Genomic DNA, 14,472 nt, shown 5'->3' on the forward strand with positions numbered 1-14,472 from the left:
TGGGGATGGTGGCGGCGCTGGGCAGGACGGGGTGAGGCAGGCGCATGACAGAGCAGCCGACTGACGAGACTCAGCCGGACGAACCACCCCCCGAGCCCACGTACGAACCCAATCCAAAACACAAGCCCATCCCACAACCGGGCAGACGCGGTTCGATCTGCCCGCCCGGGGCCGACGGCCCGGGGCTGCTCGAAGTGAGCGACCAGATCGATCGACAGCGCTACGCGACCGATGGCACGCAGGCGTACATGGCCCAGTGTCACGACTCTGTACGGAACTTGTGGCACGGATACCCTGTCAGCTGGGACGAAGTGCCACCCAAACTGGTCGCCAAGTGGATATCCGAGGCGAAAGTCGACCGAAGGACCGTACGAAGGGCACAGAGGAGGCGAAATTAAGCATGGCCGTAACCTGGGAGCGATTCAGTGGCACCACGGACACGTTCGCCATCCGCCTTTCATTCATGCCTGATCCCGATCACGGGGTCGCCGCCGAACCGGACGAGAGCGCATCGTGGGGAGCTCTTCAGATCTGGGTCGCCGGTCACAACCTGTGTGCCCACGTCGACCAGGGCGAAATCCTTCAGAGTTCCCACTGGTACCTTCTTCCCTTCCTTGAGTGGCTTGCCGACAATTGGAACCCGCTCCTGCATGAAGAGCGGTTGCCCAATAGGAACATGGAGGCCACGGCCGTAGCATCCGTCGACCGGACACGGAACGCACCACCTCTCGCCAGCGAGGCGGAGACACTGGCCTGGGAAGAAGAGCGCTATGACTGGCGATCCCGTCACGCTCTTCGTTCGGCGCGCGCAGGTGGGCTTTTTCCGAATGTAATCATCCGCAGAGTTCGCGATTCGGTTGAGGTCAGCTGGGACGACGAACCTCTGGCAGGAACGCAATCAGATTTCGCGTACACCTCCAGCGGCGGCGCGGCATTGTTGCCTCCAGCCCAAGTGGCAAGCGCTTTTTATGAAGTAGCAAGCGAGGCGATCCATCACCTTCACTCCCTGCATCCCGAGAGTGCTCGAATCCAGAAGGTGAAGTCTGCGCTGGATTCCCTGAAGACTCCTGTTCAGGACGAGACTCGGTTGAGCTGGCTGGCCGGTTTGCGCTCCTGCGGCTTCAGGCCCGGGATAAGCGATGAGGCCGGCGGAAGAATCAGGGACTCATGGGAGTACATCCGTGGAGTCATCGGTGATGCGTCGGCCGCCGCGCGCGCCGCACTCACGGTAGCGGACAGAAATCCGCTGGTAGTGACCGGGTCCTGCCAGGCTGCGCTGCTCTTCGGAAGTGTCTCCCCGACGGTTTCCGAAGCGGACATCGAAAGGCTGGCCGCCCTCCTGCTCCAGCAGTACGACGCCACCGGCGAGGCACACGCCCGTCTGGAGGAGTACGCAGAGGACTGCCAAGTATCTCTTCAGGTTCCGGCCTGGGAGCAAGGCTATGAACTAGCGGAATCGCTACATGACGATATCCAGTCGGACAGTTCTGTGGATGTCGATGAGTTCGCGGAATCACTGGGAATCCGACTCACTAGGATCCAGCTCGACGATGTGAACGTTCGAGCATGCAGTCTGGTGGGACCACAACACGTACCGACAATCGCGCTCAACTCTTCCTATGCCCGCGGCTCCTCCCTTCATGTCAACAGATTTTCCGTGGCGCATGAACTGTGCCATCTACTTTATGACCGGACTCATGGAAAGCGCCTCGCCATCGCAAGTGGCCCTTGGGCGCCTGTCGATGTCGAGCGACGCGCCAATGCCTTCGCGGCGATGTTCTTGATGCCTCCCCATCTGGTGCAGGAAGCGATTTCAGCGTGCCCGGATCCGATAAATACTCCTGAAGGAGTCTCCTTTGTTTCCGCCAGACTGCGGGTGGGCTTCCACGCCACCGTCGAACACCTCTACAACCTGACATTCATGACCGAAGAGGAGAAGGAACTTCTGCTGAGGCGACCGAACGGCACCGCCCGCTGATCCGGTTCGGGCCGCTCCTCGTTACGAAATAGAGTCGCGAGGTCGCGCCGGAGCGGGCCGAGAAGGTCTCGCCGTTCACGTCGGCGCCGGTCCAACCCGCGCGTCGGTGTGCCGCCGTATCCCTCGGCACCGCCCAAGGCCTTTGGCGTAGTCGGATTAAGCGCAGACTGGGTGCGCCTCGGTCAGCCGTCCCGGTACCTGGCGTTTGAGGGGTCCGGCCTGCGGCCACCTGCGAGCCGGTCAAGATCGGGCCACCCCGGCGACGTGGCGTCGGCAGAGATGCTCTGACCGTGCACCGCCATCCCGCCGATGGACCGAGCCATCGGGCCCTCTCCGGGGCGGGGTGGGGAGTGGCATGGAGCCACATTGACAAGGGTCCTGCTCCTCGAGGGTAGCTTCCGAGGCCGCCGGGCCCGCCTCCCCCGCTTCGCTCACGCCCCGGCCAGACCCCCTCGGTCACGATTGAATTTCGGCCACCCGTACCCCCTTGTTTCCATCCGTGTAATCGATTCCAATCCTCCCTACACGTCGATGTAATCGATTCCACGAGGAGGTGGAGCGGCGATGGCGAGCATCAAGGACGTCGCTGCCGAGGCGGGGGTTTCCGTCGCCACGGTGTCGCGGGTCCTGAACGACCATCCGTCGGTCAGCCCGGACGCACGCACGCGTGTCATGGCCGCCGTCGAGACGCTGGGCTACCGCCCGAACGCCGTCGCCCGCTCCCTGCGCACCGACCAGACCCACACCCTAGGCCTGGTCATCAGCGACGTGATGAACCCGTACTTCACGGAGCTCGCGCGGTCCGTGGAGGAGGAGGCCCGCGCGCTCGGCTACAGCGTGATCATCGGGAACGCCGACGAACGGCCGGACCTCCAGGACCACCATGTGCGGAACCTGCTCGACCGGCGCATCGACGGGCTGCTCGTCTCCCCCACCGACGGCGGCTCCCCGCTGATGCTGGACGCCGTGCGCGCGGGGACGCCGATGGTGTTCGTGGACCGGTGGATCCCGGGTGTCGAGGTGCCCGTGGTCCGGGCCGACGGACAGGCCGCCGTACGGGATCTCGTGGCGCATCTGCACGGGCTCGGGCACCGGCGGCTGGCCATCATCGCGGGCCCGGCGGCGACCACGACCGGCCAGGAGCGTGTGGCGGCCTTCCGGGAGGCGCTGCACGCGTACGGGCTCGAACTGCCCGAGGCCTACATAGGGCAGGGCGACTTCCAGGCGGAGAGCGGACGCCGGGTCACCGAGGGGTTCCTCGACCTGGCCGAACCGCCCGAGGTCGTGTTCGCGGCCGACAACCTGATGGCGCTCGGCGCGCTGGACGCGGTACGCGCGCGTGGCATGCGGGTTCCGGACGACATCGCGCTGGCCGCCTTCGACGACATCCCCTGGTTCGTGCACACCGATCCGCCGATCACGGCGATCGCCCAGCCCACGGGCGAGCTGGGGCGCGCCGCCGTGCGCGCGCTGGTCGACCGCATCGAGGGGCGGCCCCCGCAGCCCGTCACCCTCCCCGCCCGTCTCGTCGTACGCCGCTCGTGCGGCGAGTCCGCTCCCCCCGAGCGACCGGCTTCCCCACAGCCGTCCCCCGTAACGAACAGGAGCCAGACGTGAGCAACGCGGACGAGTTGCTGCGCATCGAAGGCATACGGAAGTCCTTCCCCGGTGTGGTCGCGCTGGACGGCGTCGACTTCGATCTGCGCCGGGGCGAGGTGCACGTACTGCTCGGTGAGAACGGTGCCGGCAAGAGCACGCTCATCAAGATGCTCTCCGGTGCCTACACACCCGACGCCGGGCGGATCCTGGCCGGCGGCGAGGAGGTGCGCATCCATGGCGCGCAGGACTCCGAGCGCCTCGGGATCGCGACGATCTACCAGGAGTTCAACCTCGTACCCGATCTGACGGTCGCCGAGAACATCTTCCTGGGGCGGCAGCCGCGCCGCTTCGGGATGATCGACCGCAAGCGGATGGAGGCGGACGCCGCCGTCCTGCTGGAGCGGGTGGGCGTCGACGTGTCGCCACGCGCGCGCGTGCGTGAACTCGGTATCGCGCGGCTCCAGATGGTCGAGATCGCGAAGGCGCTGAGCCTGGACGCGCGGGTGCTGATCATGGACGAGCCCACGGCCGTGCTGACGACCGAGGAGGTGGAGAAGCTCTTCGCGATCGTGCGCAGGCTGCGCGCGGACGGGGTGGGCATCGTCTTCATCACGCACCACCTGGAGGAGATCGCCGCGCTGGGTGACCGGGTGACGGTGATCCGGGACGGCAGGAGCGTCGGGCAGGTCCCGGCGTCCACGCCCGAGGACGAGCTGGTACGGCTCATGGTGGGCCGGTCGATCGAGCAGCAGTACCCGCGCCGGCGGCCGGACGCCGGGGAGGCGCTGCTGGTCGTCGAGGGGCTCACGCGGGACGGCGTGTTCCACGATGTGAGCTTCGAGGTGCGGGCCGGTGAGGTCGTCGGCATCGCCGGGCTCGTCGGGGCCGGCCGTACGGAGGTCGTGCGGGCGGTGTTCGGCGCCGACCCCTACGACAAGGGGGCCGTGAAGGTCTCCGGTACCCCGGTCCCCCGGTCCGACGTCAACGCGGCGATGACCGCGGGCATCGGGCTGGTGCCCGAGGACCGCAAGGGCCAGGGCCTGGTGCTGGACGCGTCCGTCGAGGAGAACCTCGGTCTGGTCACCCTGCGGGGCGCGACCAGGGGCGGGTTCGTCGACCTGAAGGCGCAGCGGGCGAACGCGGCGCGGGTCGCCGAGCAGTTGGGCGTGCGGATGGCCGGGCTGGGCCAGCGGGTGCGGACGCTGTCCGGCGGCAACCAGCAGAAGGTCGTCATCGGCAAGTGGCTGCTCGCGGACACCCGGGTGCTGATCCTCGACGAGCCGACGCGCGGCATCGACGTCGGCGCGAAGGTCGAGATCTACGAGCTGGTCAACGAGCTGACGGCCGCCGGAGCCGCCGTCCTGATGATCTCCAGCGATCTGCCCGAGGTGCTCGGTATGAGCGACCGGGTGATCGTCATGGCCCAGGGGCGGATCGCGGGCGAACTGCCCGCCGCCGAGGCCACCCAGGACGCGGTGATGGCGCTCGCCGTGTCCACCCCTCACACCATCACGACCGGAACGGAGGCCACCGGTGGCCGCTGACACGCTCAAGGGCACGACGGGCGCGAGTGGCGCCTCGGGTCTGCGCAGACTCCTGCTCGACAACGGCGCGCTGAGCGCCCTGATCGTCCTCGTCGTCGCGATGTCGCTCCTGTCCGGCGACTTCCTGACGGCCGACAACCTGCTGAACATCGGCGTCCAGGCGGCCGTCACCGCCATCCTCGCCTTCGGTGTGACCTTCGTGATCGTCTCGGCGGGCATCGACCTGTCGGTCGGTTCGGTGGCGGCCCTGTCCGCGACCGTGCTGGCGTGGAGCGCCACGTCGGAGGGCGTACCGGTTGCGATAGCCGTCCTCCTCGCCGTCGTCACCGGCGTGGCGTGCGGTCTCGTCAACGGCTTCCTCGTCTCGTACGGGAAGCTGCCGCCGTTCATCGCGACGCTCGCGATGCTGTCGGTTGGGCGCGGTCTGTCGCTGGTGATCTCGCAGGGCAGCCCGATCGCGTTCCCCGAGTCGGTGTCGCACCTCGGTGACAACCTCGGCGGCTGGCTGCCGGTGCCGGTCCTGGTGATGGTCGTGATGGGTGCGATCACGGCCGTGATCCTGGGCCGGACGTACATCGGGCGGGCCATGTACGCGATCGGCGGCAACGAGGAGGCTGCCCGACTGTCCGGCCTCCGGGTGAAGCGGCAGAAGCTCGTCATCTACGCCCTGTCCGGGCTGTTCGCCGCCGCGGCGGGCATCGTGCTGGCCGCCCGGCTGTCGTCCGCGCAGCCGCAGGCCGCGCAGGGCTACGAGCTGGACGCGATCGCGGCGGTCGTCATCGGTGGTGCCTCGCTGGCCGGCGGCACGGGCAAGGCGTCGGGGACGCTGATCGGCGCGCTGATCCTCGCGGTGCTGCGCAACGGCCTCAACCTGTTGTCGGTGTCGGCGTTCTGGCAGCAGGTCGTCATCGGTGTCGTGATCGCGCTGGCGGTGCTCCTCGACACGGTCCGCCGGAAGGCCGGGGCGACCCCGGTGACGGCCGGGGCCGGTGGCTCGGGCAACCGGGGCAAGCAGGCGATGACGTACGTCCTCGCCGCGGTGGTCGCGGCGGCGGTCGTGGGCGCGACGTCCTTCCTGCACGGCGGTACGTCGGCGGCGAAGAGCCAGAAGATCGGGCTGTCGCTGTCCACGCTCAACAACCCCTTCTTCGTGCAGATCCGTGCCGGCGCGCAGGACGAGGCCAAGAAGCTGGGCGTCGACCTGTCGGTCACGGACGCGCAGAACGACGCCTCGCAGCAGGCCAACCAGTTGCAGAACTTCACCAGCGAGGGCCTCGGCACGATCATCGTGAACCCGGTGGACTCCGACGCGGTGACCCCGGCGGCGAAGGCCGTGAACAAGGCGGACATCCCGCTGGTGGCCGTCGACCGGGCGGTCAACGGCGCGAACACGGCCGCCCTCGTCGCCTCCGACAACGTCAGCGGCGGCGAGCTGGCCGCCAAGGCGCTCGCGGAGAAGCTGGGCGGCAAGGGCGAGATCGTCATCCTCCAGGGCCAGGCGGGCACCTCCGCCAGCCGGGAGCGCGGCGCGGGCTTCGCCGAGGGCCTGAAGGCGTATCCGGGCATCAAGGTCCTGGCCAAGCAGCCCGCCGACTGGGACCGCACCAAGGGCCTCGACGTGATGACCAACCTCCTCCAGGCCAACCCCGGCGTCGACGGTGTCTTCGCGGAGAACGACGAGATGGCCCTCGGGGCGATCAAGGCGCTCGGCGCCAAGGCCGGGAAGTCGGTCCAGGTCATCGGCTTCGACGGCACGGCCGACGGCCTGAAGGCCGTCCAGGGCGGCACGCTGTACGCGTCGGTCGCGCAGCAGCCCGCCGAACTCGGCAGGATCGCGGTGCGCAACGCGGTGAAGGCGGCCGAGGGCGAGAAGGTGAAGAAGTCGGTGATGGTGCCGGTGAAGGTGGTCACGGCGAAGAACGTGGCCGAGTTCGGCGGCTGACACGATGCGGTGGCCGGACGGGGAGACCCGTCCGGCCGCTTCGGCTTTTCCGCCCACCGGCGCGACCGGCCGGCGGGCGGCTCCAACCCAGCACAGGGAGATGCTTCATGTACGACTACGACCTCCTGGTCGTGGGATCGGCCAACGCCGACCTGGTGATCGGTGTCGAGCGGCGGCCGGGGGCCGGTGAGACGGTGCTCGGCTCCGACCTGGCCGTGCATCCGGGCGGCAAGGGAGCCAACCAGGCCGTGGCGGCGGCCCGGCTCGGGGCCCGCACGGCGCTGCTGGCGAGGGTCGGCGACGACGGCAACGGCCGACTGCTGCTGGACTCGCAGCGCGAGGCGGGGGTCGACACCGCGGGGGTGCTGGTCGGCGGGGCGCCCACCGGGGTCGCCCTGATCACCGTGGACCCGTCGGGCGACAACAGCATCGTCGTGTCCCCCGGCGCCAACGGGAGGCTGACCCCCGAGGACGTCAGGGCCGCGAACCCGCTGCTGCAGCGCTCCCGGGTGGTCTCGGCGCAGTTGGAGATCCCGCTGGAGACGGTGGTGGAGGTCGTACGGCGGCTGCCGGAGGGCACGCGGTTCGTGCTGAACCCGTCGCCGCCGCGGGAGTTGCCCGAGGAGGTGCTGGCCGCCTGTGATCCGCTGATCGTCAACGAGCACGAGGCGCGGGTCATCGCCGGGGGCGAGCTGGCCGGGTCGCCGGAGGACTGGGCGCGGGCGCTGCTGGCGCTCGGGCCGCGTTCGGTGGTCGTGACGCTGGGCGGCGAGGGCGCGCTGGTCGCGACCGCCGAGGGCACCGCTCGGGTGCCGGCCGTGAAGGTGGCGGCCGTGGACACCACGGGTGCCGGGGACGCGTTCACGGCGGCGCTGGCGTGGAAGCTCGGTTCGGGTGAGGAACTGGAGCAGGCCGCCGCGTACGCGGCCCGGGTCGGGGCGGCGGCCGTCACCAGGGCCGGGGCGCAGGTGTCCTTCCCGACGGCGGAGGAGGTCGCCGCGCTGGGGGGTGGGGGCCGGTGAAGCGGTCCGGGATCCTCAACCGCCATCTGGCCGGGGCGCTCGCCGAGTTGGGGCACGGGCACGGGGTGCTGGTGTGCGACGCCGGGATGCCGGTGCCGCACGGGCCGCGGGTGGTCGACCTCGCCTTCCGGGCGGGGGTGCCGTCGTTCGCCGAGGTGCTGGACGGGCTGCTCGACGAGCTCGTGGTCGAGGGCGCGACCGCCGCGCACGAGGTCCGGGACGCCAATCCGCAGGCGGCGGCCCTGCTCGAGGACCGCTTCGCCGGGCTGGAGCTGGTCTCCCACGAGCGGCTGAAGGAGCTGTCGGCGGACGCGCGCCTGGTCGTGCGGACCGGTGAGGCGCGGCCGTATGCGAATGTGCTGCTGCGCTGCGGGGTGTTCTTCTGAGCGGCTGACGAGCGTCGGACATGTTTCGAGGGGCCCGGTCCGTGACCGGGCCCCTCGGCTTTCCCCTCCCCGTCAGAACCCCCGCGATCCCCCCAGATCCCCCTCCAGAAGTTCCGACGCCTAGTACGACCCGCACGGTGGGGGGAGGGTTGCACGGCCTCTTGAAGTTTTTTTGGTATGCCAATGGGCCCCTCTTGGGCCGGTCGGCCAGGGAGGAAGCGGCGCGCCCCTCGCCCGCGTAGAGCTCGCCGGGGTCGAGGTCCGTCGACCCGCCGCGCCTCAGGGGCGGCGGCCGCCCGGGGTACGCGTCGCGGACGAGTTCGGTGATGGGCCAGGCCGCGGGCCGACCTCATCGAGGTGTTCGAGGCCTGCCTCCGCGGTGACGTCACCGCCAGGATCGCCGCCCGGCTGCCCCTCGGTGACATCGCCGAGGCCATGCGCCTGCCCGAGTCCGGCACCGTCGCAGGCACGGTCGTGCTGACCCGTGGCACGGTGCGGCCGACCGGATGCCCCGCCCCGCCAGGACGCGGGCGAGGCACGGACGGATCCAGCCCTCGCCGGCGATCCTCGCCCGGCCCGGGGGGACGAGGTGCGGAGTGAGTGCTCACTCATTGACGGAGTGAGCACTCACTCCGTACGCTCGTGTTCATGACAGCGCCCAAGGAGAACCCGACAACGCGCCGCCGCGCCCCCGGCATGTCGCCCCAGGAGCGGCGCGCGATGATCATCCAGACCACGATCCCGCTGATCGCCGAGTACGGCGCCGCGGTGACCACCGCGAAGGTCGCCCGGGCCGCGGGGATCGGCGAGGGCACGATCTTCCGGGTCTTCGCCGACAAGGACGAACTGCTGCAAGCCTGCCTGGCGGAGGCGCTCTCCCCCGAGCACGCCGTCCGTGAACTCGGCGCCATCGAGATCTCCCAGCCGCTGCCCGACCGGCTCGCGGAGGCGGCCCAGGCGCTGCAGGCCCACCTGGCCCGCATGGGCGCGATCGCGGGCTCACTGCACGCCTCCGGGCACCGGGGCGGCAAGCACCCCGGCACGGTGCGCGGCGCGGGCCGCGACGAGTCGACGACGCGTATCCGCGCGGCCCTCGCGGAGTTGCTGGAGCCCGACAGGGCCGCGCTGCGGCGGCCTCCGGAGCAGGTCGCGGCCCTCTTCTTCGGACTCCTCTTCACACAGCCGCACTTGGAGGACGAGCCGGAGATGACCACGCAGGAGCTGGTGGAGGTCTTCCTGCACGGCGCACTCGCGGGCGGCGCCAAGTGAGCCCGCGTGGACGACGCCTGAGGGCTTCGGGCCTCGCGGTCCTGGCACCTGTCCTGGTGTGGCTGGTTGCCGACCCGGTACTGGGGCACCGGCTGCGTATCAGCGACGGCGAGCAGACGCTCGCCATCGACGCCGTGCCGGTGGTGCTGGTCGCGTCGGCGGCGGCCCTCGCCGGCTGGGGGCTGCTGGCCGTCCTGGGGCGGTTCGGGATACGGCGCGCCCGCGCCGTCTGGACCGGGGTGGCCGTCGCCGTACTGGTTGTGTCGTTCCTGCCGTTGACCGGCCCCGGCATGGACGGCGGCACCCGGACCGCACTGGCCCTGATGCACCTGGCGGTGGCGGCGGCGCTGCTCTGGGACCTGCCCGCGAAGGACGCCGACGCGGCGACACCGCCGGCGCCGCGGACGGGACCATGAGAAAGCAGCCCGACAGAGCGCGCGCGGCGCGGCCGACCTTCGCGGATGACGAGCCCGATCGTCCGCGCCGACGGCCGATGTGAACGGGCCCGCGCCACAAGCCTGTTCGAGTTGTGTCCCGATCATGTCACTTCGTGGGCAAGTGCGTTGCGGGTGCAACGGCTTGTGGGAGAGCATGGCCGGGACGTAGGTGACCCAGACACACGGGGGTGGACACGACGTGAAGTTCGACATGGGGTCGACGACTCTGGCGGACCTCGGCAAGAGCACGCTCGGTTCGAGCGACGACCTGGGGACGCTGATCCAGTTGCTGATCAGCGCGGCGGAGCCGCTGGAGGGCAAGTTCAACGGCGCGGGCAAGCTGGCGTTCGACTCGTTCAAGAACCGCGCGGACGAGATCACGGCCGACCTCAACAGCTCGCTCGCCGCGATCCTGGGCGGTCAGTCGGGCATGGACAACGCCTTCGGCACCGGTGACGTGGAGTCCCAGGACAACGCCAACCAGAACATGGGCCTCGCGAACTTCGACGCGGCCCGCTTCGGCGCCCGCTAAGGGGTCCTTTCACCATGAGCGTCCGATGAGGTCGCCACGAGAGCTACAGGGGGATATACACCATGGGTCAGACACAGGACCGCCGTTCGTACGACACCGGCGCCTCGGGTGAGGTGCAGACCTCGCTCGGCACCATCGTGGGCCAGCTGGAGCGCGTGCTCAGCGACCGCGACGCCGCGGTGAAGGCGGCGATGACCGACTTCCAGGCCGACGGTGTCTCCGACGACTACCACGGCAAGGAAGAGCGCTGGAAGAAGGCCGCGGGCGAGGTCCGCGAGATCATCCGCCTGGTGCGCACCACACTGGAACAGAACGACGGCACCGCCCAGTCCACGCTGGCCAAGGCCCGCGCGGCCGTCGACCAGATCGGCTGACGCCGGCCGGCGTCCTCCGCGCTCGGCGCGTGAGCAGGGAATGAGGGAAGGCAGCCGTGGCGGCGCAGGATTACGACAGCCAGTTGCTGGAGTCGGTGTCGGTGCGCCGTCGACGGCTGCGCGACGCCCTGCTGTTCGGGGCGCAGCGGCAGCGGCGCTCGGTGGACGAACGGATCGGGAAGGTCTTCGCGGGGATCGTCATCGCGGCGGTGCTGTGCGCGGGATGTGTGGGGTGGTCGTTCGTGTCGAACCGCATCATCGGAAAGAGCCCCTACGGGAGTTCGGTGCAGCCGTCCGTGACGCCCTCGGCGAGCCCGTCGGGGGCCTCCTCCGCCTCTCCGACCAGCACTTCTACCCGGTGATAGGTTCGAACGCGTGATGTCTACGGGGGCTCTGGGCCAGGAGATGACCGGCGGTCGTACGGCACTCAGCCGGGTCACGCTCGTCGGTGAGCGGCGGCGCGTGGATCTCGTGCTGCCGTCGCGGGAACCGGTCGGGCTGCTGCTGCCCGAGGTGATGCGGCTGCTCGACGACCGGGTCGGCGGACGGCCGGAGTTGCGGCATCTCGTCACCGCGGACGGCAGCGCGCTGGACCACGACAGCACACTGGAGTCGGCCGGGGTCCCGGACGGCGCCGTACTGCGTCTGGTGCGGGCCGAGGACGCGCCGTCGGCGCCCGTCGTGCACGACGTCACGGACGAGGCCGCAGAGGACGTCGACGCACGCGGCTGGCGCTGGCGCCCGGCCACACGGCGGGTCACCGCCGGGCTCGCCACGGTCGGCTGGGCCCTGGCCGCCGGCTGGCTGGCGCGCGCCGAGTACGCGGCCGGGACCGTCGCGGGCACACTGCTCGCCGTCGCCGTGGTCGCCGCGCTCGCGGGCGCGCTGCTGGGGCGCCTCAGGAAACTCGGGCTCGCCACGACGCTCATCGTGACCGCCGGGGCGCTGGGTCTGCTCGGCGCCGCCACGCTCGCCGACGCCCAGGACTGGTCCGGCACGGCACGGGTCGCGGCGCTGGCCGGGGCCGGGATCGTCACGCTCGCCCTGCTCGGCCTGTTCAGCCCGCTCGGACGCGGCGGGCTGGTCGGGGCGGGGGCGCTGGCCGGGGCCGCGGTGTGCTGGCTGAGCGTCGCGGCGTTCGTGTCGGGACCCGCGCCGGTGGACGAACAGGCCCGCGTGGGCGCCGTACTCGGCGTCGTCTCCGTGATCGTGCTCGGTCTGCTGCCCCGGCTCGCGCTGATGGCGTCCGGCCTCTCCGGGCTCGACGACCGGCGCTCCGGCGGGGCCTCCGTGAGCCGCCACCAGGTGGCCGCCGCGCTCACGGCCACCCACCGGGGGCTGGTGCTCGCGACGGTGACGACGGCCGTGTCGGCCACCGCCGCCGGGGTGTTCGCGCTGCGCGCGCCCACCAAGTGGACCGTCCTGCTGGCCGTCCTCACCATGGTCGTCCTCGCGCTGCGGGCCCGGGCGTTCCCGCTGGTCGCCGAGGTCGTGGTGCTGCTGGGCGCGGCCGCGGTGCTCGCGGTGCGGCTGGTCGCGGTCTGGGGGGAGCGCTCCGGCGAGGCGGCCGGTCCGCTCGCCGTGCTCGTGCTGCTGGCTGTCCTGCCGCTGCTGGTGCTCGCCGTGCAGCCCGCCGAGCATGTCCGGGTACGGCTCCGGCGCCTCGGCGACACGCTGGAGTCCATCGGCGTCATCACCCTGTTCCCGCTGCTCATCGGGGTGTTCGGCGTGTACGGGCGACTGCTCGACACCTTCGCTTAGGAGCTGGGGGCGCACATGGCGCAGGCAGGGGACTGGCAGCGGGACGTGCTGCGCGAACTGGGGCAGGAGAGTGCCGGGTCGGGCTCGGGCGCCGAGTCCGGTCCGGGGCCGTCCGGGGCCGATGCCGCGTCGGGCACCGCGGGTGCCCCGGCCGGCGCCGCGCGGCGGGCCGAGCCGACGCTGAGGCTGGTGCGGTCGGTTCCGGCCGAGCCGGCCGAGCCGTCCGCGCCGGCTGAGGAGAGCGGCGACGACAGGCCGGTACGGGCGGTGCCGGGACGGCCGGGTCCGGTACGGCCTGGGCCCGTGCAGCCCCTGCCGGTACAGCCTGGGCCCGCACACCCGGGCCCGGCGCAGGAGGTGCCCGTGAACCCGGTACCCGCACAGCCCGCACAGCCCGCACAGCCCGAGCCCGTCGTCCAGCAGCCGGTTCAGCCCGCGTCTCGACAGCCCGCCCACGGCATCGACCCCCACGGCGTCGGCCCCCACGGCACCGACCCCCACGGCGTCGACCCCCGGGTCGGCGCCCCCCAGGCCTCCGCGCAGCCGCCGGGCACCCCTGACCGACCCGGCGACCCCCGCCCCGTACCCCGCCCCGTACCCCGCACCGCTCCCCCGGCCACTCCCGCACCCCGCGGTTCCCGTGTGCCGCAGTCCCCGGCGCACACCCCCGAGTCGGTGCCGACGATCGATCCCCGGCTGGCGCACGCGCTGGGGCGGCCGCAGCACGGGGACTCCGTGGCCCGGCGTACCGGGCGTTCGATCAAGAAGCTGACGTCGTCCGCCGCGCAGGACGTGGCGGAGGAGACGAGGATCGCGCGGGAGTTGCAGCAGCCGGTGACGACGGGGCGGGTGATCGCCGTGACGTCGATCCGGGGCGGCGTCGGCAAGTCGACGGTGACCGCGCTGCTGGGGCGGACCTTCAACCACTACCGGCACGACCCGGTGCTCACCCTGGAGGCGGACGCCGCGCTCGGCACGCTGCCGGTGCGGATGGGCGCCGACTCGGTGCGCTGGGCGGCGGCCGACCTCGCACGGATCCTCAACCCGGCGATGCAGCTCACCGATGTCACCGGCTACCTGGTGCCCGTGTCGGACGGCGGCTGGCTGCTGCCCGCGAGCCAGGGCCGGGTAGGGGCCCCGCTGGACATCCGGACGTACCGCACGGTGACCCTCGCCCTGCGACGCTACTTCGCGGTGACCGTCGTCGACTGCGAGACACTGCCGGGCGAGGTGGCGCGCACGGCGATGGACACGGCGCACGCGCGTGTGGTCGTCGCCCCGATGACCGCCGAGGGCGTCAACGGCACCCGGCAGGTCCTGGACTGGCTGGGCCAGTTGCCGCACTCCGCGCTCGCCTCGACGGTCGTGGCGCTCACCGCCAACTCGCCCGACGTCACCCTGGACCGCAGGACGGCGGTCGCGCACCTGAAGGAGTCCGGCGTCCACGTCGTCACCGTCCCCTACGACCGGCACCTCGCCCAGGGCGGCCCCATCCGCACCGCCCTGCTGGGCCAGGCCACGCGGGACGCGGCCGTGACGCTGGCGGCGGAGGCGATGACCCGGGCGGTGAGGATGCGATGAACGGCCGGCGCAGGACGGCGATGTACGACCACCCATGGGAAGAAGGG

At 71.2% G+C, this 14,472-nt stretch carries 13 protein-coding genes and 1 pseudogene; all 14 read left to right on the forward strand.

Going from position 1 to position 14,472, the window contains the following annotated elements:
* Positions 1-400 precede the first annotated feature (400 nt).
* The 14 genes and pseudogenes from ACZ43N_RS16860 (at position 401) to ACZ43N_RS16925 (ending at position 14,425) form a co-directional block, all read left to right on the forward strand.
* A complete protein-coding gene (locus ACZ43N_RS16860; RefSeq protein ID WP_468098223.1) occupies positions 401-1,978 on the forward strand; it encodes an ImmA/IrrE family metallo-endopeptidase in 1,578 nt (525 codons plus the stop codon).
* 564 nt (positions 1,979-2,542) lie between these two features.
* Entirely contained in the window at positions 2,543-3,595 is a 1,053-nt protein-coding gene (locus tag ACZ43N_RS16865) for a LacI family DNA-binding transcriptional regulator (protein WP_468098225.1), read from the forward strand.
* The gene (locus ACZ43N_RS16870; protein ID WP_468098227.1) at positions 3,592-5,121 is read left to right on the forward strand and encodes a sugar ABC transporter ATP-binding protein; all 1,530 of its coding nucleotides are present in this window, start codon (positions 3,592-3,594) and stop codon (positions 5,119-5,121) included. The genes ACZ43N_RS16865 and ACZ43N_RS16870 overlap by 4 nt, the downstream gene beginning before the upstream one ends.
* Positions 5,111-7,063 (forward strand): ABC transporter permease/substrate-binding protein, encoded by a 1,953-nt coding sequence (locus ACZ43N_RS16875; protein ID WP_468098228.1) that lies wholly within the window; start codon positions 5,111-5,113, stop codon positions 7,061-7,063. The genes ACZ43N_RS16870 and ACZ43N_RS16875 overlap by 11 nt, the downstream gene beginning before the upstream one ends.
* A gap of 107 nt (positions 7,064-7,170) precedes the next feature.
* Positions 7,171-8,085 (forward strand): ribokinase, encoded by a 915-nt coding sequence (locus ACZ43N_RS16880; RefSeq protein WP_468098229.1) that lies wholly within the window; start codon positions 7,171-7,173, stop codon positions 8,083-8,085.
* Entirely contained in the window at positions 8,082-8,471 is a 390-nt protein-coding gene (gene rbsD / locus ACZ43N_RS16885; RefSeq protein ID WP_468098230.1) for a D-ribose pyranase, read from the forward strand. The genes ACZ43N_RS16880 and rbsD overlap by 4 nt, the downstream gene beginning before the upstream one ends.
* 330 nt (positions 8,472-8,801) lie before the next feature.
* A pseudogene (locus ACZ43N_RS16890) lies at positions 8,802-8,954 on the forward strand (NADPH:quinone reductase); the annotation flags it as partial.
* Positions 8,955-9,119: 165 nt separating this feature from the next.
* Positions 9,120-9,740 carry a TetR/AcrR family transcriptional regulator gene (locus tag ACZ43N_RS16895; protein ID WP_468098231.1) on the forward strand — a complete coding sequence of 207 codons (621 nt, stop codon included), beginning with the start codon at positions 9,120-9,122 and terminating at the stop codon, positions 9,738-9,740.
* Positions 9,737-10,156: a DUF6069 family protein gene (locus ACZ43N_RS16900; RefSeq protein WP_468098232.1), complete on the forward strand. Its 420-nt coding sequence runs from the start codon at positions 9,737-9,739 to the stop codon at positions 10,154-10,156. Before ACZ43N_RS16895 ends, ACZ43N_RS16900 begins: the two co-directional genes overlap by 4 nt.
* A 220-nt stretch (positions 10,157-10,376) precedes the next feature.
* On the forward strand, positions 10,377-10,709 hold the full coding sequence (locus tag ACZ43N_RS16905) for a hypothetical protein (RefSeq protein ID WP_048821142.1): 333 nt from the start codon (positions 10,377-10,379) through the stop codon (positions 10,707-10,709).
* 62 nt (positions 10,710-10,771) lie between these two features.
* A complete protein-coding gene (locus ACZ43N_RS16910) occupies positions 10,772-11,083 on the forward strand; it encodes a pore-forming ESAT-6 family protein (protein ID WP_159767521.1) in 312 nt (103 codons plus the stop codon).
* Between the two features lie 56 nt (positions 11,084-11,139).
* Positions 11,140-11,445, forward strand: a complete 306-nt coding sequence (locus ACZ43N_RS16915) for a hypothetical protein (RefSeq protein WP_468098233.1) — start codon at positions 11,140-11,142, stop codon at positions 11,443-11,445.
* 16 nt (positions 11,446-11,461) lie between these two features.
* Positions 11,462-12,844, forward strand: coding sequence for a type VII secretion integral membrane protein EccD (gene eccD / locus ACZ43N_RS16920; protein ID WP_468098234.1), 1,383 nt, complete (start codon positions 11,462-11,464; stop codon positions 12,842-12,844).
* A gap of 15 nt (positions 12,845-12,859) precedes the next feature.
* Complete coding sequence (locus ACZ43N_RS16925) at positions 12,860-14,425, forward strand: hypothetical protein (RefSeq protein ID WP_468098235.1); 1,566 nt, start codon at positions 12,860-12,862, stop codon at positions 14,423-14,425.
* Positions 14,426-14,472 lie beyond the last annotated feature (47 nt).

The sequence above is a fragment of the Streptomyces sp. NPDC030814 genome (assembly GCF_055572155.1).

Bases quoted from the DNA above. Each gene is read 5' to 3' on its own strand.
- ACZ43N_RS16865 (WP_468098225.1), top strand. From the start codon at position 2,543: ATGGCGAGCATCAAGGACGTCGCTGCCGAGGCGGGGGTTTCCGTCGCC.
- ACZ43N_RS16895 (WP_468098231.1), top strand. From the start codon at position 9,120: ATGACAGCGCCCAAGGAGAACCCGACAACGCGCCGCCGCGCCCCCGGC.
- ACZ43N_RS16860 (WP_468098223.1), top strand. From the start codon at position 401: ATGGCCGTAACCTGGGAGCGATTCAGTGGCACCACGGACACGTTCGCC.
- ACZ43N_RS16925 (WP_468098235.1), top strand. From the start codon at position 12,860: ATGGCGCAGGCAGGGGACTGGCAGCGGGACGTGCTGCGCGAACTGGGG.
- ACZ43N_RS16910 (WP_159767521.1), top strand. From the start codon at position 10,772: ATGGGTCAGACACAGGACCGCCGTTCGTACGACACCGGCGCCTCGGGT.
- eccD (WP_468098234.1), top strand. From the start codon at position 11,462: ATGTCTACGGGGGCTCTGGGCCAGGAGATGACCGGCGGTCGTACGGCA.
- ACZ43N_RS16880 (WP_468098229.1), top strand. From the start codon at position 7,171: ATGTACGACTACGACCTCCTGGTCGTGGGATCGGCCAACGCCGACCTG.